Source organism: Edaphocola aurantiacus, assembly GCF_019797745.1.
In the GTDB taxonomy this organism is placed as follows: domain Bacteria; phylum Bacteroidota; class Bacteroidia; order Chitinophagales; family Chitinophagaceae; genus Edaphocola; species Edaphocola aurantiacus.
Genome location: NZ_VOSI01000003.1, coordinates 63,657 through 81,801 on the forward strand (window position 1 = coordinate 63,657; position 18,145 = coordinate 81,801).

General features: G+C 45.9%; 19 protein-coding genes. 8 read left to right on the forward strand and 11 right to left on the reverse strand.

Features of this window, described 5'->3' with window-relative positions:
* Positions 1–37 precede the first annotated feature (37 nt).
* From FTD44_RS08930 to FTD44_RS08940, 3 genes are read left to right on the forward strand one after another with little or no spacing between them, the layout of a single operon-like run.
* The gene (locus FTD44_RS08930) at positions 38–1,249 is read left to right on the forward strand and encodes a metallophosphoesterase family protein (protein ID WP_222166130.1); all 1,212 of its coding nucleotides are present in this window, start codon (positions 38–40) and stop codon (positions 1,247–1,249) included.
* A 5-nt stretch (positions 1,250–1,254) separates the two neighbouring features.
* Entirely contained in the window at positions 1,255–4,290 is a 3,036-nt protein-coding gene (locus tag FTD44_RS08935) for an AAA family ATPase (RefSeq protein WP_222166131.1), read from the forward strand.
* A gap of 45 nt (positions 4,291–4,335) precedes the next feature.
* The gene (locus FTD44_RS08940; protein WP_222166132.1) at positions 4,336–4,719 is read left to right on the forward strand and encodes a hypothetical protein; all 384 of its coding nucleotides are present in this window, start codon (positions 4,336–4,338) and stop codon (positions 4,717–4,719) included.
* Positions 4,720–4,775: 56 nt separating this feature from the next.
* Here the strand turns inward: FTD44_RS08940 and purE are convergent, their stop codons facing one another.
* The 10 genes from purE to dapF form a co-directional block, all read right to left on the reverse strand.
* Positions 4,776–5,288 carry a 5-(carboxyamino)imidazole ribonucleotide mutase gene (gene purE / locus FTD44_RS08945; protein ID WP_222166133.1) on the reverse strand — a complete coding sequence of 171 codons (513 nt, stop codon included), beginning with the start codon at positions 5,286–5,288 and terminating at the stop codon, positions 4,776–4,778.
* 11 nt (positions 5,289–5,299) lie between these two features.
* Complete coding sequence (locus FTD44_RS08950) at positions 5,300–6,439, reverse strand: 5-(carboxyamino)imidazole ribonucleotide synthase (RefSeq protein WP_222166134.1); 1,140 nt, start codon at positions 6,437–6,439, stop codon at positions 5,300–5,302.
* 85 nt (positions 6,440–6,524) lie between these two features.
* Positions 6,525–7,910: a signal recognition particle protein gene (ffh, locus tag FTD44_RS08955; protein WP_222166135.1), complete on the reverse strand. Its 1,386-nt coding sequence runs from the start codon at positions 7,908–7,910 to the stop codon at positions 6,525–6,527.
* A gap of 116 nt (positions 7,911–8,026) precedes the next feature.
* Positions 8,027–8,638 (reverse strand): DUF4377 domain-containing protein, encoded by a 612-nt coding sequence (locus FTD44_RS08960; protein WP_222166136.1) that lies wholly within the window; start codon positions 8,636–8,638, stop codon positions 8,027–8,029.
* Positions 8,639–8,824: 186 nt separating this feature from the next.
* Positions 8,825–9,709 (reverse strand): pirin family protein, encoded by an 885-nt coding sequence (locus FTD44_RS08965; RefSeq protein WP_246625389.1) that lies wholly within the window; start codon positions 9,707–9,709, stop codon positions 8,825–8,827.
* Between the two features lie 88 nt (positions 9,710–9,797).
* A complete protein-coding gene (locus tag FTD44_RS08970; protein WP_222166137.1) occupies positions 9,798–10,238 on the reverse strand; it encodes an SRPBCC domain-containing protein in 441 nt (146 codons plus the stop codon).
* A gap of 71 nt (positions 10,239–10,309) precedes the next feature.
* Entirely contained in the window at positions 10,310–10,882 is a 573-nt protein-coding gene (locus tag FTD44_RS08975) for a Crp/Fnr family transcriptional regulator (protein WP_222166138.1), read from the reverse strand.
* Positions 10,883–10,902: 20 nt separating this feature from the next.
* Positions 10,903–11,304, reverse strand: a complete 402-nt coding sequence (gene arr / locus FTD44_RS08980) for an NAD(+)--rifampin ADP-ribosyltransferase (protein ID WP_222166139.1) — start codon at positions 11,302–11,304, stop codon at positions 10,903–10,905.
* 22 nt (positions 11,305–11,326) lie between these two features.
* Positions 11,327–11,731, reverse strand: a complete 405-nt coding sequence (locus FTD44_RS08985) for an EVE domain-containing protein (RefSeq protein WP_222166140.1) — start codon at positions 11,729–11,731, stop codon at positions 11,327–11,329.
* Between the two features lie 32 nt (positions 11,732–11,763).
* On the reverse strand, positions 11,764–12,540 hold the full coding sequence (gene dapF, locus FTD44_RS08990) for a diaminopimelate epimerase (protein ID WP_222166141.1): 777 nt from the start codon (positions 12,538–12,540) through the stop codon (positions 11,764–11,766).
* A gap of 97 nt (positions 12,541–12,637) precedes the next feature.
* Between dapF and FTD44_RS08995 the strand changes: the two genes are divergently transcribed.
* Positions 12,638–14,134, forward strand: coding sequence for an amino acid permease (locus tag FTD44_RS08995; protein WP_222166142.1), 1,497 nt, complete (start codon positions 12,638–12,640; stop codon positions 14,132–14,134).
* 224 nt (positions 14,135–14,358) lie between these two features.
* Here the strand turns inward: FTD44_RS08995 and FTD44_RS09000 are convergent, their stop codons facing one another.
* Positions 14,359–15,360 (reverse strand): NAD(P)H-dependent glycerol-3-phosphate dehydrogenase, encoded by a 1,002-nt coding sequence (locus FTD44_RS09000; RefSeq protein ID WP_222166143.1) that lies wholly within the window; start codon positions 15,358–15,360, stop codon positions 14,359–14,361.
* Positions 15,361–15,472: 112 nt separating this feature from the next.
* Between FTD44_RS09000 and FTD44_RS09005 the strand changes: the two genes are divergently transcribed.
* The 4 genes from FTD44_RS09005 to miaA all read left to right on the forward strand — a co-directional run bounded on the left by FTD44_RS09005 (position 15,473) and on the right by miaA (position 18,145).
* Complete coding sequence (locus FTD44_RS09005; RefSeq protein WP_222166144.1) at positions 15,473–15,802, forward strand: DUF3817 domain-containing protein; 330 nt, start codon at positions 15,473–15,475, stop codon at positions 15,800–15,802.
* 2 nt (positions 15,803–15,804) lie between these two features.
* On the forward strand, positions 15,805–16,569 hold the full coding sequence (locus FTD44_RS09010; protein WP_222166145.1) for a tRNA pseudouridine synthase A: 765 nt from the start codon (positions 15,805–15,807) through the stop codon (positions 16,567–16,569).
* Between the two features lie 65 nt (positions 16,570–16,634).
* A complete protein-coding gene (locus FTD44_RS09015; protein ID WP_129021752.1) occupies positions 16,635–17,216 on the forward strand; it encodes an IS1096 element passenger TnpR family protein in 582 nt (193 codons plus the stop codon).
* 11 nt (positions 17,217–17,227) lie between these two features.
* Positions 17,228–18,145 (forward strand): tRNA (adenosine(37)-N6)-dimethylallyltransferase MiaA, encoded by a 918-nt coding sequence (gene miaA, locus FTD44_RS09020; protein ID WP_222166146.1) that lies wholly within the window; start codon positions 17,228–17,230, stop codon positions 18,143–18,145.

The window sequence follows — 18,145 nt, forward strand, 5'->3', positions numbered from 1 at the left end:
TTCGTATGAATATACATCAGCCAAACAGGTTAATTATATGCGATTATTACATACAGCAGACTGGCATTTAGGAAAGAAACTGGGTACCTTCAGCCGCATCGAAGAACAGGTGCAGGTGCTGGAAGAGATCGTGGATATTGTGGAAGCAAACGGAGTTGATGCCGTGCTGATCGCAGGAGATATATTTGATAGTGCCAATCCGCCTACAGAAGCCCTGGAACTGTTTTACAGTACTGTTAAACGATTGTCCGACGAGGGGCGCAGGCTGGTAGTGGCCATTGCCGGAAACCATGATAGCCCGGATAAGATCGATGCACCCGATGCATTGGCGCGGGCAAGTGGTATATTTTTCATGGGTTATCCCAATGCTGTTATTCGCCCTGTGACATTATCTTCCGGATTGTCAATAGTCAAATCAGATGCAGGATTTATAGAAGTAAAACTGCCGGGAACAGCAGTGCCGCTACGTCTCTTGCTTTCCCCTTATGCCAATGAGGTGCGCCTGAAACAATTCCTTGGGATAGAAGATAAAGAGACTGCGCTGAACCAGGTGTTGCAAAGCCGCTGGCAGGAGATCGCAGACCAGTATATGGATGAAACGGGCGTGAACATATTAATGGCGCACCTGTTCATGGTAGAACGAGGTGCTGCAATTCCGGAAGAGCCGGAAGGAGAGAAGCCTATTAAGATCGGGAATGCTGATCTGGTTTATACCGATATTATTCCCGAATCCATACAATACACCGCACTGGGGCATTTGCACCGGTATCAACAAGCCAAAGGGCACCGCTCCGCAGCCATATATTCCAGTAGTCCGTTGTCTTACAGTTTTAGTGAGGCAGGACAGCAGAAGTATGTCTGCCTGGTCGATATAGAGCCGGGAACAGCTGCTTCTGTGCAGCAGGTGCCGCTGAACAGCGGCCGTAAGCTATACCGCAAAAGCTTTACGGGGGCTGATGCGGCCATTGAATGGCTGCAGGAAAATCCATACAGCCTGGTCGAGCTGACGATTAAAAGCGATACTTTCTTGCAGGCGGAAGAACTGCGCCGCATACAGCAGGCACATGACGGGATCATACAGGTGATACCCCAGGTGGCTATAGATACCGTAAGAGATAAAGAAATAAGACAGATCGATATTGAGCAGGATATCCGCAGCCTGTTTACCGACTATTTCCGGTCGAAGCATAAGCAGGAACCGAATGAAGAGATACTGAACCTGTTTAACGAAATACTACAGCAGAAATAAGCTACATGTTACCATTAAAACTGACGATACAAGGATTTTACTCCTACCAGGAACCACAGGTTATAGACTTTGCCGGCCTTACCGAAGCCGGCCTGTTCGGCATTTTCGGTGCGGTAGGTTCCGGTAAGTCCAGTATATTAGAGGCCATCAGCTTTGTTTTGTACGGTGCTACAGAACGGCTCGATTCCGGCGACCGACGTGCCTATAATATGCTTAACCTGAAATCGGAAAAGGCCCTGATCGACTTTGAGTTTTCCACCACACAGGAAGAAAAGTATCGCTTCTCGGCCACCTGGAAGCGCCGTAAAAAAGATTATGCTGCTACTTCTACCATCGAGCGTACTGCCTGCAAATGGGAAAACGGGGAGTGGATACCAATGGAAAGTGCCAACGCCGAGCTGGTGCTGGGATTGAAATACGATAATTTTAAACGTACTATCATTATCCCGCAGGGAAAGTTTAAAGAGTTTCTGGAGCTGACCAAGGGCGACCGGGTGAAAATGCTGAAGGAGATCTTTAACCTCTATCAGTACGATTTTGCAGAGCCTACGCGACAGCTTACGGTTAAGAATAATGAGGCCCTGCATCATAATGCGGGCGTGCTGAGTCAGTATGCAATATATAGCCGGGAGGCCTTAACAGAGAAAGAAACGAAACTGTTGGAATGGAAGCAGCAGGTACAATCTGCCCGTCAGGAGGCTGATGCCGTACAGCAGCAGTTTGAGCAATTACAGCGCATTAAAGAGGTACAGGAACAATTGCAGCAGGCACAGCAGCAGCTGACGACTTTGCAATCACAGAAAGATACATACGAGCAGCGTGCAGCGCGGATCAGGCAATATGATAAAGCCGTATTGCATTTTAAATCCGTACTGGAACAAAAACTAGTATACCAGAAAAATTATACAGAGGCACAGAATACGGTGCAACAAGTACAGGATCAGTTGCAGCAGGCAGAACAGGCCTGGAGCAAGCAGCAACACGTGCTGGAAGCTGTTGTCAAAGACTATACACAGCTGGATGAATGGAAGCGGAATGCCGCTGCGATACAACATATCATAGATTATCGTACAGTTGTACAGGAATATGAAGTATTGCAGGATCGGGTGCAAAAAGGTGCGGCACATGTAGAACAGGTGACAGGCCAGAAAAGTGCATTGCAATTGCAGGTGCAGGATGCTGAGCAAGAACTGGCCACACTTAAAGCGCAAAAGCCGGATACCGATATTCTCTTGCAGGCGTCCGCATGGTTTAGCCGGCAGGAGCAGCTTGATAACGAGCAAGGGCATAAACAGGCACAGATCGAAAAGTTACAGCAACAGGTACAGGAACTGGAGCAATATTTTGTACAATGGAATACTGCGCCGGAGGAAAGTGTCTCCTTCCTTGATGGTAAAATAACAGACGGACAGCTGGCTCTGGATAATTGTACAGAGCAGTGGAGACAAATACAGGTCCAGTCTGAATTACAGCGTTACCGCACAGAACTGGCCACCGGTGAGCCCTGTCCTTTATGTGGCTCGACCACGCACCAGCCCGAGATACATGAATCAGAACATACAGTGTCTATAGAAGACATCAGCATACAAAAACAACAATACGAACAAAGCCTGCTGCAATGGCGGGAACATCGTTCCGAGGCCAATCGCCGCCTGGAAGTATTAAAAGACTACAGGCTACAGCTGCATGCAGAAAACGAAACATGGCAACAGATCCTGGACCAGGTAAAGGCACATCGACTGGCGTTTAACTGGGAGGGCTTATTTATCCCTGAGGATCGTAATACTTTACAACAGTACCAGCAGACGATACGTGAGGCTGAGCAGCTGATTACTGCACGGGAAGCCAATGTAAGCCAGTTACGCCAATCAGAACTAGAGTTGAATGCGCAATTGCAAAAGTATCAGCAGGCGGTAACGCAGTTCCAGATACAGGCTCAGCAGCTAAAAGGCCGCATGGATGTACTGGAGCAGCAGATACCTGAAGATAGCGTAAACTGGTCTGCACAATCAGTTGCGGAATTGAAAGCCCTTGAAAGGGAATATAAGGAACTGATCATTACTACCGAGCAGCGCTATGTCGCAGAAACGGAGAAGAGTCAGCAGTTAAGAGAACAACGGGCCAGTCATAGTGCGCGTCTGGAGCAGATCAGACTGCAGGTGAGCGAATGGACTGTGCAGCTGCAACAGGTGAATGATACGCTGGAACAGGCATTGCTGGAACAAGGGTTTGCAGATGAGCAGACGGTGTCAGCATTATTGCGTTCCGATAATATACCACAGGAACGGGCCGATACAGAACAGTTTTTCAGAGCCCTGCACACTGCTGAGGTGCAACTGGCCAGCCGCAAAGAGCAACTGGGTACACAGGTATTGGATGAGCAGGAATACGAACGTGTGGCGGAGAAACGCAACCAGGTGCAGGCTTTGCTTAAAGAGCAGACCGATGGATTGCTGTTGCTGGAAAACGAGGTACAGCAATGGACGCTGAAACTGGAAGAAAAACTACGTTACGAGCAGCAGGATACGGCTTTGCAGGCAAGGGCGCTGAACCTGAAAACCATGACCGGCTTATTTCAGGCCAATGGATTTGTGGAGTATATTTCTGAAATGTACCTGCAGAACCTATGCAGTGTAGCCAATGAGCGTTTTCACAGGCTGACCCGCAACCAATTAAGCCTGATCTATGATCCGGAGCGGGGTTTTGAGGTGATGGATTACCTGAACGGAGGTAAAACACGTAGTGCTAAAACGCTTTCTGGCGGACAGGCTTTTCAGGCTTCTTTGTGCCTGGCATTGGCACTGGCAGACAGTATACAGAGCCTGAATAAATTTGAGAAGAACTTCTTCTTTATTGATGAAGGATTCGGTACATTGGATAAAGATTCTATTGACATTGTGTTCCAGACGCTGGAGCAATTATACCGCGAGCATAGGGTGGTGGGGGTTATATCCCACGTAGAAGAGCTACAGGAGCGTATACCACGCTATGTACAGGTGATCAAGGACCCGGAGCGGGGAAGTATTGTTGCCTTAACCTAATCGTTATAATATCATCCATTATCAAAATCAAAACACACTTGAAATATGAAAAACATAACCCTGCTATTGATCGCTGCTTTTATGTTCCTGCTTGCAGGTTGCAGCGGCTCAGATGCGTACAGAGGTGCCTGGAAAGCAACCGATGCCTCTGGGCAGAAGTTTGAGCTGGTTTTTGAGGCTAAGGACTTTACAGTTAAGGACTCGACCGGAAAGGTCACTTCATTTTCCTATACCCAAAACCAGGTCAGTATTAATAATTCTGTAGAGACTTATGGTATCCAATTAAAAGACGGAAGGAGTTACAAGATCAATTTCCCTATTAAAGATAATGAAAAGGTAGGCCTGATTTTGGATCAGAATGGCAGCCCGATGTATACCATCAGCAGAACAGGCTACATGAAATACGAAGAAATATTTACATTACAATAGAGATTGCAAATAGCACAAATTAAAAGGGCGCATGTGAAACATGCGCCCTTTTAATTTTATTTTACCTGGAATTTAAATGGTAAGGCCTCAAAATCCTTAACCGTTTCCATTACTTTTTCAGTAAGTCCGTCCTGGAACGCCTGTAATTGCTTCGAGATAGTCGCATCAGCCGCACCCAGTATTTTAGCCGCCAGTATGCCGGCATTCTTCGCGCCGTTCAGGGCTACTGTCGCTACAGGAATACCACTTGGCATCTGTAGGATAGACAGGATAGAATCCCAGCCATCGATAGAATTGCTGGACTTCACCGGTACACCGATAACCGGAAGGGTAGTCATAGAAGCCACCATACCCGGAAGGTGTGCTGCGCCACCCGCACCGGCAATGATTGCCTGTACACCGCGTCCCGCTGCATTCTTAGCGTAGTCAAACATGCGCTCCGGGGTACGGTGTGCAGAAACAACGGTAATCTCAAACGGAATTTCCATTTCTTCTAAAAAGGCTGCAGCTTCCTGCATAACAGGCAGGTCGCTTTTGCTGCCCATAATAATACCTACTCTTGGTGTCATATTGTATATGATTATGCTTTTACTTTAATTGTGTCTAAAATGGTACCGGCTTTCTCTTTTACTTCCGCTGCATTATCACCTACTATAGTGATGTGCCCCATTTTACGGAACGATTTTGTTTTGGATTTGCCGTACAGGTGTACAAATGCACCTTTGGTTGCCAGGATATCTTCGATACCCTCATATACCGGTGTGCCTTCATATCCTTTCTCGCCCACCAGGTTTACCATAGCACCGAAATGCAGTGCTTCAGTATTACCCGGCTTCAGGTTCAGGATAGCCCGTAAGTGCTGCTCGTATTGAGAACTCAGGTTTGCTTCAATAGTGTGGTGACCGCTGTTATGTGGTCTTGGTGCTACTTCATTCACCCACACTTCACCCGATCTGGTATAGAACATTTCTACAGCCAGGATACCCACCATGTTCAGTTTATTGATCACGTCCAGGGCCATTGCTGTAGCTTTTTCGGCCAGTGTAGCATCGATCTGCGCCGGGGCAAACAGGTACTGCACCATATTGCTTTCCGGGTTAAATTCCATTTCCACTACAGGGAATGCAGCTGTTTCGCCTTTGCTGTTGCGCGATACGATTACAGACAATTCCATCTCCATATCGGCCATCGCTTCGATGACAGATGGCTGATCGAAACATTGTTCCATATCGGCTTCTGTAGCGATCTTACGCACACCATATCCGTCATAGCCGGAGGTGCGTAATTTCTGGAAGAATGGTGGTTTAATACCGCAAGCCTCAATCTCGGCTTTATTGCTCACCAGCGCAAAAGGCGCGGTAGGGATATTATTGTTCTGGTAAAACTGCTTCTGCAAGCCTTTATCCTGGATGATTTTCAGTACCGCAGGCTGCGGGAATACTTTTACACCCTCCTGTTCCAGCTGTGCCAGGGCATCGCTGTTTACATCTTCAAATTCAATAGTCACGATATCTTTATCCTTACCGAACTGGTATACGGTATCGTAATCTTTAAAATCACCTACTACGAAATCAGGCACCAGGTGTGCACAGGGAGCATCTTTAGACGGTTCCAGGATAGAAAACTGCAGGTTCCAGTTTACTGCTTCCTGCATCAGCATACGGCCCAGCTGGCCGCCGCCCAGTAATCCGATCTTCAGATCTGTAATTTGTTTTGACATAAATAATTCTTCAATTAAAAAATCAAAAGTCAAAACTGTTCAGGGATACAATTTGACTTTTGATTTTTATTCAATGCTTATAATTTTATTTCTTTCCGAAAAGGTTCGGCATACCACCAGGAGGCATGCTCATACCACCGCCGCCACTGAACGGATTCATTCCACCCATACCCGGCATACCTTTAAATTTGTTCATCTGCTTCATCATCTGGCGCATCTGGTCAAATTGTTTCATAAAGGCATTCATCTCTGCAATCTCTTTACCGGCACCTTTTGCGATGCGGGCTCTTCTTGATGGAGTGATGATATCCGGATTAGCTCTTTCAGCAGGCGTCATAGAGTCGATCATCGCTTCGATACCTTTAAATGCATCATCGCTGATGTCAATATCCTTGATCGCTTTACCCACACCCGGGATCATGGCCAGCAGGTCTTTAATGCTACCCATTTTCTTGATCTGCATCAGTTGCGCTTTAAAGTCGTCAAAGTCGAATTTATTCGCACGGATTTTCTTTTCAATTTTTTTAGCCTGCTCTTCGTCAAACTGGTCCTGCGCTTTTTCTACCAGGGAGATGATATCACCCATACCCAGGATACGCTGTGCCATACGCTCAGGATAGAAAACATCCAGGGTGTCCAGCTTCTCGCCCATGCTCACAAACTTGATCGGCTTATCTACCGTGTATTTGATCGACAGGGCAGCACCACCGCGGGTATCACCATCCAGTTTGGTCAGTACAACACCTGTAAAGTCCAGGCGCTCGTTGAAGGCTTTTGCCGTATTTACCGCATCCTGACCGGTCATAGAATCCACTACGAACAGGATTTCAGATGGGTTTACCGCATTTTTAATGTTAGCCACCTCGGTCATCATCACCTCATCTACGGCCAGACGACCGGCAGTATCGATGATCACTACCTGGTTACCATCTTGTTTTGCTTTAGCAATAGCAGCCAGTGCAATGCTTACAGCATCTTTATTTTCAGGATCACTGTACACCGGTACATTGATCTGCTCTCCCAGTACATGCAGCTGGTTGATCGCTGCAGGGCGATAAATATCCGCTGCTACCAGTAAAGGTTTTTTGTTCTTTTTGGTGCTCAGGAAGTTTGCCAGTTTACCGGAGAAGGTCGTTTTACCGGAACCTTGCAGACCGGCAATCAGGATTACAGTCGGACGAGCCGAAAGGTCCAGCTCAACTGCTTCACCGCCCATCAGTTCGGCCAGTTCATCTTTCACGATCTTAACCATTAACTGACCAGGAGATACGGCTGTAAGTACCTTATCGCCCAGGGCTTTATCCTTTACTTTATCGGTAAATTCTTTTGCAATTTTATAGTTTACGTCGGCATCTACCAGCGCGCGACGAATTTCTTTGATCGTTGTAGCAACGTTTATTTCGGAGATTCTGCCTTCACCTTTAAGCTGCTTAAAGGCGGAGTCTAACCGTTCACTAAGATTATCAAACATCGGGTGTATAAAAATTAAGACAGCAAAGTTAATTTTTTTAATTCAAATGCGAAAATATAGCCTCAAACGGCCTGTCTTTGCCGTTCAGGACTATATTATGCCTTTATAAACGTGTGTTACTTTTTCTGACGGGAGATTTCTTTGATGAGTTTATAGCGAATAGAGGAACCGTCGGCAGCCGGGTTATCTACACGTTCATCCATAACCAGCAATTCATACTCATAGCCCTTTTCATACTTAAAACCTTCGATGGGCTCATAAAACAGTTCCCAGTTGGGTTCATCTGCATCATATTTCACCTGCAGGCATTCTTTCTGCATTACACCTGCACTGCAATTTTTGGTTTCTGCAGCTACAAACAGCTGCTTTTCACCATATATATGCGCTTTTACAGATTCGAAGAGCACCTTGCCATCTTTGATCAGGTTGACCAGTTCTCCCTTACCCATCAGCTCATAATGCTCATTGGTATAACGGATGCCGGAAGCAGTAGGCTGCTGGGCCAGTTCTATTTTTTCGCCCTGCCATTCCACCTGGGCTATATTTTTGGTATTGTTGAAGGCCATTTCCAGTTTTGCGCCCTTTTTATCGACAGCAGTGCTGTTGACGATCTCATCAATTACGACGGGCTCCGGCTTGGTAATAACCTGGTTATTATTACCGGTATTATCACAGGAGCTCAGGCTTAGGCTAAATAATAAAGAGAGGAGTGCTATGTATTTAGTCATTTCGTTCTTGTTTTAGTCTTTTTTCAGGGTATAAAGATATGTTAAGAAAATTTAAAATGCTCAAAATATTGATTGTCCGTACAAATATTGTACCAGGCTATGTAAGGCCTGGTTTTAAACATCAATTGCCCCGGTCAAACGACCGGGGCAATTGATGTTGATTTTTAGTGATTTATATATACTTAATTATGCCTGGGTCAAGGTCATCGGCACTTCCATCAATAAAATAGAAGCATCTTCAGAATTTGCAGTGATATTGAGCTGCTGCACATCCCATACACCTAAACCATCCCTTGCGTTCAGTTCCTGTCCGTTGATGGTGAAATCACCTTTAAGGATGAAGGCATAGACACCATTTTCTTTCTTTTTGATATCGTAGGCAGTCTGCACTCCTTTGTCAAAATCACCCATATGGAACCAGGCATCCTGGTGAATCCATACCCCGGCATCGTCCGGGTTAGGGGAGATGACCTGCTGCAATTTATTGCGACGGTCTGCCGCATTAAGGCTCACCTGATCGTAACGGGGTGTAACATTGCGTTTGTTGGGGAACAACCAGATCTGTAAGAATTTGGTCTGGCGATCTGCATTAGGATTGTACTCGCTGTGCTGCACACCACTACCGGCACTCATCACCTGGATGTCTCCGTGACGGATGGTCGATACTGTACCCATACTGTCTTTATGTTCCAGGTCGCCCTCCAGCGGTATAGAGATGATCTCCATATTGTCATGCGGGTGCGTACCGAAGCCGCTGCCACCACTGATGGTATCATCATTTAAGACGCGCAGGGCACCGAAGTGCATACGGTCAGGATTGTAATAGCCGGCGAAGCTGAAGCTGTGATAAGAATTAAGCCAACCGTGATTGGCCTGTCCGCGGGTGTTTGCTTTGTGTATTATCATATGATCTGTTTTTATCGTTTCCGGACTGGGGAGGTGGTTAAAGCCCATAGGTTCCAGCTCCCGGAGTTCATCAATATCATTTTTGAGGATGTGGGCAAAACTACCGGTGGTCATAAAGATGCCCGTACCGAGTAATCCTTTTCTGATGAAATCCTTTCTGTCCATATTGTTTGTGATTGATTTGTTTTACAACACAAAAGTACGATCCCCGAGAGGGCAGAAGCATTGATGTATGATAAGAACCCGGAACGTACTATTTGTTTACTTGTTCGGCTATGCGTTTTAACTGTTCATTCATTAATTTGAAGCCTTCTTCAGTAGACCGTAACTGACTCTTTAAAATGGGGACCAGTATGCCGGAAAAGGTTTCCTCCTGTATAAAAGTACAGGTGCCATTGCCATGATCAGTAATGTCAAATAAATGTGCACCATCGAACAGACCTTTGAAGCCTAGTGTGCCTAACCATTGCAAACGCTTGCCGGTTATTAATGAAATTATAGTTGGAGAGAAATGCATGCCCTTGCTTCCCGGAGGGGTAATATGTATTTTTAGTTTACCACCTATGGATAAAGGACCTGTAACAGAACGAATAAAAGGGTTCCACTTTTCGAAGTGCTTAAAGTCTGTGAGTGCAGTCCAGATGTCCAGGGGGCTTGCAGCAATAACAATGCTGGTGTGAATGGTTGTTGTCATTGTATGGTTGTATTCTTTACATGCAAAGTTCCATATACCAGCAACAGCACTGCTTGATAAATATCAAGAATTTACGGTAGCATTTTTTTTCGGATGCGGCTAAAGGTTTCCGGAGTCATACCCAGCATAGAAGCAATATATTGCAAAGGCACCTGGTTAAACAATTCTGGTTGCTGCGCGAAAAATTGTTTGTAACGCTCTTCGGCTGAAAGAGAAAGCAGGTCGAATATCCTATGTTCCATAGTAGTGAAACACTTTGCTAAAAACATTTTTTCAAGTTCATCCCATTGCCGCACGAGTCTTCCGATCTTACGGTAGTGCTCTATTGAAATGCTGAATAAACTTACCTCGCTTAAGGCCTGTATGGTCCAGCGAGACTGCTGACCAAAAAGCAGACTGGATAGGTCGGTTACAAAATAACCTTCGGTTCCGATCCATTGAGTAACCTCTTTTTCATCTGTATGGGCATACATTCTTAATATACCTGAGCGAATAAAACTGAGTTTGCGGCAGTGTTGCCCCGTTTTAACGAAATATGCGCCTTTGCTGAGTTGCTCAGGCACAAAGAGGCTACAGATCTGTTGCAGCTCTGCCGGGGCTATAATATCGAAATAATGTGTAATGTACTGTTCCAGGGTTTTCATTACTGTGGTCTAAAGTATGCTTACTCTTCAATCGCCTCAATGCCCTGATCCTTCAGTTTTTGCAGGTTATCGCGCATCTGTTGTAACTGTTCCGCGCTGTGGCTGGTCCAGCCCTGTAATTCACCAATAACCTTCAGACCATCTTTGGTACGATAAGACTTCGTTGGGTTGCCCGGAAATTTCTTATCCGTCAGGTTCGGATCATCTTCAAAAGCACCGGTAGGCTCCACGATATAAATTTTTCCCTCACCATCGCCCTGTGCCAGTTCCGCGCCCCAGGTGGCCGCATCTAAAGTTGCAGTGAAGTATACATACTTAGCCTGGCGCTGGCTTCCGTAATTGGAGTTGTATCCGGCAATGATCAGGTCTCCGGCTTGCAGATCGGCTTTGGTACCGTGATAATATGTTGTGGTTTCGTTCATGTGGCTTTTCTGGTTTTGCAGCTTACTTTCCTAAATTCGTAATGATTGCATATTCCTCAGGCGTCAGGTCACAAACCGAAAGGCGGCCCTGGCGAATGAGGGACATATTCTGCAGGCCCGGCTGTTCTTTCATTTCTTTCAGGCTCACATGATTCTTAAAAGGTTTACCCGCTTTCAGGTTTACCACTACCCAGCGTTCGTCTTCAGTAGTAGGGTCCTGGTATGCCTCTTTGGCTACAGTAGCATTACCCACAACGGCCATGCCCTCATTACTGTGATAGAATAATACTTTATCGCCTTTCTTCATGGCTTTCATATTGTTACGCGCCTGGTAGTTGCGCACGCCATCCCAGAAGGTCTCGCCATCGGCTACAAATTTCTCCCAGCTATATTTAAAAGGTTCTGATTTTACAAGCCAGTAATTCATGTATATAAATTCGTTGATAGTTGAAATGAAAATTAAATAGAGATCTGTCCCTCGAAAACCGCTTGTGCCGGTCCGGTAAGCCATACATTACGAACTTCCTGTGCACCGGTTTTGTCAAACTGTACAGAAAGATCGCCCCCGCGTGCCGCTACAGGGATTTCAAAATGACCGGTCGCCTCTCCTACAGAAGCAATGGCCGCAGCCGTTACACCAGTACCGCAGGCCAGCGTTTCGTCTTCCACACCACGTTCGTAGGTGCGAATGCGCAAGCCTTCTGCAGTGCGCTCCACAAAGTTGACATTAATACCTTTAGGTTGAAAACGTTCTCCATTGCGGATGTTACGTCCTTCTGTAAAAATATCTAAGCCATCAATGTCATTATCGAAACAGACATAGTGAGGAGAACCCGTATTCAGGATGGCCACATCGTTGCTAAGCTCAATGGCATCGATATCCTGCATCTGCAGGGATACGATACCGTTATCTTTGATCAGTGCCTGGTGTGGTCCGTCAATAGCGATGAAGGACTGATCGGTACCTGCAACACCGGTATGCTGTGCAAAGGCTGCGATACAGCGACCGCCATTACCGCACATCGTACTCTCATGGCCATCAGCATTATAATATACCATACGGAAATCGTAGCCTTCTGCTGCTTCCAGCAGCATAAGGCCGTCTGCGCCGATGCCGAAGCGGCGATCGCAGAGAAAATTAATCTGCTCCGTACTTAAAGAATAGGATTGGTTGCGGTTATCCAGGATCACAAAGTCATTTCCTGCGCCCTGGTATTTGTAGAAATGCACAGTCATTGATGCAAAATTAGGGTATTTAGAAACGGGAAGTGTTGTCACTTTCAAAAAAAACAGCTAGGTTTGGGGGTTGTATTTTTTAAAACGCTAAACGCTTATGGGTATTTTTACCAAAAAACAATTGAGTCAGTTAGTCGCAGAGGCTAATGATTCAGAGAAGGGCCTGAAGAAGACCCTTGGAGCCGGAGCACTGGTTGCGCTGGGTATCGGTGCAATTATCGGCGCCGGTTTGTTCTCCCTGACAGGGATTGCCGCAGCAGATAATGCTGGTCCGGCAGTAGTATATTCCTTTATTGCTGCAGCCATCGGTTGCGGATTTGCAGGGCTGTGTTATGCCGAGTTTGCCTCAATGATTCCTGTTGCAGGAAGTGCTTATACCTATTCTTATGCGACTATGGGCGAGTTAGTAGCCTGGATCATCGGATGGGATCTTGTCCTGGAATATGCCCTGGGTGCGGCCACCGTTGCGGTGAGCTGGTCTCAGTATGTCAATAAATTTCTCCATTCGGTCGGGATAGATCTGCCCAATGCACTCTTGCATGGGCCCTGGGATGAAATGAATGGAATTAATATGGGTGGTGTGGTCAACCTGCCGGCCATTATTATTGTATGTTTACTATCTCTTTTACTGATTCGCGGGACCAAAGAATCAGCTTTACTGAATAATGTATTGGTAGTTCTGAAAGTAACTGTGGTATTGATCTTCATCGCTTTAGGATGGGGTTATATCAGCACCGCTAACCATACTCCTTTTATCCCTGCCAACCTTGGAGAGGTAAAATTGAAATCCGGTGAGATCAGTTTCTGGGATTTCTTCTCCAGCGATGATTTTGGTCATTATGGTATCAGCGGTATCCTGCGTGGAGCCGGTGTGGTATTCTTTGCCTTTATCGGTTTCGATGCGGTGAGTACTGCTGCACAGGAAGCTAAAAATCCACAGAAAGGCATGCCTATCGGTATTATAGGCTCGCTTATCGTCTGTACTATATTGTATGTATTATTCTCTTACGTACTGACGGGTCTGGAGCATTACCTGAAATTTAAAGGCGATGCAAGTCCGGTAACTACAGCCTTTGCACATACGGGTTATACCTTCCTTAACTCCTTCCTGACTATGGCCATTATTGCAGGGTATACTTCTGTAATGCTGGTGATGCTGATGGGACAGAGCCGTGTATTCTATAGCATGAGTGTGGATGGTCTGCTGCCTAAAATGTTCAGTGATTTACATGCAAAGAACAGAACACCTTGGAAGACTAATATAATCTTCATGATTTTCGTGAGCATTTTCGCAGGTTTTATCCCGGTTTCTGATCTGGGTCATATGGTGAGTATCGGTACCTTATTTGCCTTCGTACTGGTATGTATCGGGGTAATTGTAATGCGCAAAACCAATCCTGATGCTCCTCGTGGCTTCAAAACACCATTCGTTCCGGTATTGCCTATCCTGGGTGTGCTGGTTTGTCTGGCCTTAATGGCTGGTCTGCCTAAAGAAAGCTGGGAGCGCCTGGCAGTATGGCTGGCAATCGGTCTGGTAGTATACTTTGCTTACGGTAAGAAACACAGTAAACTGTCTAAACGCTCCGATTCGTAAGCGTTTGGTTCATTATAAAAGACTAATGGTCGCTGCATATGCAGCGACCATTAGTCTTTTATAATGAGTGTCCGTTTTTAAAGAACAAGTATCAGCTTCTGTTACTTGATTTTTTGGCGCTACCTTTTGCATCAAGGCAAAAGGTAGCCATATTGAAAAATGGGAACCAAAAGAGTAATGTAGATCTTTGTTCCCTAAAAGAGCATACTCGTTTAAGCTATGAATTAGCAGAGCAGCAGTTCTATTTTCTTAAAGGTACCATTGCAGGATTTCTGCTGCCAGAGCATATCATAGATATACTGCATGATCGGCATATCAATGCGCGTCTGGTCAATGATTGTTTTCATACCCAGAGAGGCAAAATACCCCTCAGCCACCATATTCATTTCTGCTTTTGCAGCAGCAACGGAGTAGCCTTTACCCAGCAGGGCACCGAACGTACGGTTGCGGCTGTGCGGGGAGTAACAGGTTACCAGTAAATCGCCCAGGTATGCACTGGTATGAAAGTCGGGTGTAGTGTCCTGTTCATTCATCTGCAGGAAATGCTGTGACAGGAAGCGATGCATCTCACGGTAGCAGCTGGTGATATACACACTCAGGAAGTTATCTCCGTAACCCAGTCCATGGGCAATACCCGCGCCAACGGCATATATATTTTTCAGCACTGCGGCATACTGGCTGCCCCAGAGGTCATTATTGGTAGTTGTGCGCAGATAAGTAGTTTCGAACAATGCTGCGATATACTGGCAGTCATCTGTGTGTACACCGGAAAACGTAAGATACGAAAGGCGCTCCTGTGCGACCTCCTCGGCATGACAAGGTCCGGTAATGGCAAAGTAATCTTTCAGTTCGATTTCGAAATGCGCCGTCAGGTATTCCTGCAGCAACTGATGCTGTTCGGGTAAAATACCTTTGATGGCCGAAATGATTTTTTTACCCTTAAGGCTGTCTTTCGGCATGCGGCGCAGCACATCAAACATAAATGCAGAAGGGATACACATGACCAGCACATTACAATGGGTCAGCATGAAATTAAGGTCGGTCGTGGGTTTGATCTGTTCCGGCTCAAACAATACGGAAGACAAGTAGAGTTCATTATGTCCCTTTTCTTCCAGGTGAGCTACAGCGGCTTCACTGCGCATCCACCAGGCAATCCGGTGATGGTTTTCCGTCAATAATTTAGCCAGGGCAGTTGCCCAGCTTCCATTCCCTAATATCCCTATCATTTAATGTTTATGTTGTTCTCGCGGACAAAGATAAAAGTTTTCACTTGCTTTACCACTAAAGCGGTCGAATACGGGAATTGAATACTATCTTTGCGGCTCAAAATAATGAGCTATGAACAATAAAAAACTATTGAGCTATTTTGGCTGGGTGGCCATCCTGGAAGGTTTATCTTTTCTGATCCTGATTGCAGCTTCCCTGATGAAGCGCGGCTTCTTCGGTGATGCAGAAACCGGCGCAATGCTGGTTAAAAACGTGGGCATGGCTCATGGTGTATTATTTGTTTTGTACGTTATTTTGCTGTTTCAATGCAAGTCTAACTATGGCTGGGGAATGAAAAAAGTGATTGTTTACTTCATTTTATCCTTTATTCCATTCGGTACATTCTGGGTAGACAAGCAATTGAAAAAAGAGAAAGCAACCTTAAAGCCGGCCGTAAACTAAGCATGCGTTATTTTCTTGAAGTCAGTTATGACGGTATTGCCTTTCACGGTTCTCAGCTGCAGGGCGAGCTGCCTACAGTGCAGTTTGCGATTAATAATGCGCTGAGTACCATATTGCGCTTACCGGTAGAGACGTTTGGTGCCAGCCGCACCGATGAGGGCGTGCATGCGCTGGGCAATTTCTATCATTTCGATTTTGAGCCACCGCTGCATCCGGAGCTGGTGTATAAAATGAATGCCGTATTGCCGCCCAAGATCGCGATTGTAAACCTGTACAGGGCTATAGACCCGGAGTTGAATGCGCGTTTTGCCGCCATCAGCCGCCGTTACCGGTACAAGATTTATAAATATAAAGATCCGTTCAGACAGGGCAGGGCACTGTTCCATCCTTATCCCCTGGATCTGGATCTGCTGAACCAGACCGCAACTGTGCTGAAGGATTATATTGATTTTGAAACCTTCTCCAAGCGCAATACACAGACCTTTACCTTTAAGTGTACCATTATGCAATCTTATTGGGAAGAGGTGGGTGATGAAGTGCATTATGTTGTAGAAGCCAATCGCTTCCTGAGGGGTATGGTTCGTGCCCTGGTCGGTACACAAATCAAAGCCAATAAAAAGCCAGACCCGGTAGCAAGTTTCCGTTCGATTATAGAAGCGAAGAACTGCACCCTTGCCGACTTCAGTGTCACTGGAAACGGATTATACCTGGAGGCCGTCAATTATCCGGAAGGGGTGCTGGAAAATATCAGCAACCACCGCTATTAAGCCACAAAAGCGATTTTTATTATCTTTGTCGTTTACAATTATATTAATCTAGTTTAACTGCATATATGCCTGTTTTTAAATTTAAAGTATCCTGGGATGATGATGATAACATCAACCGCAGCATTGCACTGACCAATGGACAGTCCTTCCTGCAATTCCATGAAGCCATACTGAAAGCCTTTGAGTTCGAGAAGAAAACGGCCAGTGGCGTATTTTATGAGAGTAATGAGAAGCACGTAAAAGGAAGAGCTATTTCTTCTGAGGTGCTGGTGAATAAAAAGGATGCCCCTGCATTATCCATGCTAAAAACACCGGTATCGGCACTGATCGATAACCCGGATAAGAAATTTATCTACGAATATGACCCTGCCAAAAACTGGTCATTCTTTGTAGAGTTGATCGGTATTGATAAGGATGAAAACCCGAAAATCGATTACCCGCACTGTTTCTATAAAGAAGGTATTGCACCTATGCTGACCGGCGCTAAATCCCTGTCCGAAAACCGCATGGTAGAAATGGAAGAAAAATACGACCTGGGCAAGGAAGAAATGGATGAAGGCTACGGTGATGAAGGAGAGGATGAAGAAAAAGACTCAGAAGAAGAAAGCTATGGTGAGGAATATGGCGAGGAAGGAGATCAATTTTAATTTGTAGCAACATGACGCAGGCTCGGAAAACACTGATCGTTATCGCTGGGCCTACCGCTGTGGGCAAGACTGCACTCAGCATTGCTGTAGCGCAGCAATATCATACTGCTGTAATCTCTGCCGATTCCCGGCAATGTTATAAAGAAATGTCAATCGGTACCGCAAAGCCGGCTCAGGAAGAGCTGTCTGCGGTACCGCATTATTTTATCAATAGCCATTCTATCCAAGAAGAGGTGAATGCCGGTATGTACGAACAACTGGCGCTGGGCTATTGTGCCGAAATTTTTGCACAGCAGGATGTGGCTGTAGTCTGCGGCGGAACCGGCTTATATATTAAAGCCCTTTGCGAGGGAATAGATGAAATGCCGTCTGTAGAACGTAGTATAGAAAAAGGGATACAGGCCGAATTTGAAACAAAAGGACTCGAATGGCTGCAGCAAAGAATGCAGGAGCAAGATCCCGCATTTTATGCACAGGCCGAACAGCAGAACCACAGCCGGCTGATCCGTGCACTGGCCTTTATTGAAAGCACAGGCACTTCTATTCTGCACTATCGCAGCAATACCGTAAAAGAAAGACCATTTAATATCATCAAGATTGGCCTGGACCTGCCCAGGGAGGTATTATATCATCGCATCAATCGCAGGGTAGATATGATGATGGAGCAGGGCCTGATGAACGAAATCGAAATACTGTATCCCTACCGTCAGCTGAAAAACCTGCAAACAGTAGGCTACCAGGAGTTTTACGAACAGGATACCTGGCCTTTATCATCATCAGCGCTCGCTGCTGCTGTAGACAAAGTGAAACAACATTCCCGCAATTATGCCAAAAGGCAGCTGACCTGGTTCCGTAAGGATAAGGGCTATAGCTGGTTTGCACCGGATGAAATGCAGCAGGTGCTGGATTATATCAGACAAAGCTTATAA

What these genes read in the sequence shown, in the direction of transcription:
- FTD44_RS08930 (WP_222166130.1), top strand. Translation starts at nt 38, where the DNA reads ATGCGATTATTACATACAGCAGACTGGCATTTAGGAAAGAAACTGGGT.
- FTD44_RS08935 (WP_222166131.1), top strand. Translation starts at nt 1,255, where the DNA reads ATGTTACCATTAAAACTGACGATACAAGGATTTTACTCCTACCAGGAA.
- FTD44_RS08940 (WP_222166132.1), top strand. Translation starts at nt 4,336, where the DNA reads ATGAAAAACATAACCCTGCTATTGATCGCTGCTTTTATGTTCCTGCTT.
- purE (WP_222166133.1), bottom strand. Translation starts at nt 5,288, where the DNA reads ATGACACCAAGAGTAGGTATTATTATGGGCAGCAAAAGCGACCTGCCT.
- FTD44_RS08950 (WP_222166134.1), bottom strand. Translation starts at nt 6,439, where the DNA reads ATGTCAAAACAAATTACAGATCTGAAGATCGGATTACTGGGCGGCGGC.
- ffh (WP_222166135.1), bottom strand. Translation starts at nt 7,910, where the DNA reads ATGTTTGATAATCTTAGTGAACGGTTAGACTCCGCCTTTAAGCAGCTT.
- FTD44_RS08960 (WP_222166136.1), bottom strand. Translation starts at nt 8,638, where the DNA reads ATGACTAAATACATAGCACTCCTCTCTTTATTATTTAGCCTAAGCCTG.
- FTD44_RS08965 (WP_246625389.1), bottom strand. Translation starts at nt 9,709, where the DNA reads ATGGACAGAAAGGATTTCATCAGAAAAGGATTACTCGGTACGGGCATC.
- FTD44_RS08970 (WP_222166137.1), bottom strand. Translation starts at nt 10,238, where the DNA reads ATGACAACAACCATTCACACCAGCATTGTTATTGCTGCAAGCCCCCTG.
- FTD44_RS08975 (WP_222166138.1), bottom strand. Translation starts at nt 10,882, where the DNA reads ATGAAAACCCTGGAACAGTACATTACACATTATTTCGATATTATAGCC.
- arr (WP_222166139.1), bottom strand. Translation starts at nt 11,304, where the DNA reads ATGAACGAAACCACAACATATTATCACGGTACCAAAGCCGATCTGCAA.
- FTD44_RS08985 (WP_222166140.1), bottom strand. Translation starts at nt 11,731, where the DNA reads ATGAATTACTGGCTTGTAAAATCAGAACCTTTTAAATATAGCTGGGAG.
- dapF (WP_222166141.1), bottom strand. Translation starts at nt 12,540, where the DNA reads ATGACTGTGCATTTCTACAAATACCAGGGCGCAGGAAATGACTTTGTG.
- FTD44_RS08995 (WP_222166142.1), top strand. Translation starts at nt 12,638, where the DNA reads ATGGGTATTTTTACCAAAAAACAATTGAGTCAGTTAGTCGCAGAGGCT.
- FTD44_RS09000 (WP_222166143.1), bottom strand. Translation starts at nt 15,360, where the DNA reads ATGATAGGGATATTAGGGAATGGAAGCTGGGCAACTGCCCTGGCTAAA.
- FTD44_RS09005 (WP_222166144.1), top strand. Translation starts at nt 15,473, where the DNA reads ATGAACAATAAAAAACTATTGAGCTATTTTGGCTGGGTGGCCATCCTG.
- FTD44_RS09010 (WP_222166145.1), top strand. Translation starts at nt 15,805, where the DNA reads ATGCGTTATTTTCTTGAAGTCAGTTATGACGGTATTGCCTTTCACGGT.
- FTD44_RS09015 (WP_129021752.1), top strand. Translation starts at nt 16,635, where the DNA reads ATGCCTGTTTTTAAATTTAAAGTATCCTGGGATGATGATGATAACATC.
- miaA (WP_222166146.1), top strand. Translation starts at nt 17,228, where the DNA reads ATGACGCAGGCTCGGAAAACACTGATCGTTATCGCTGGGCCTACCGCT.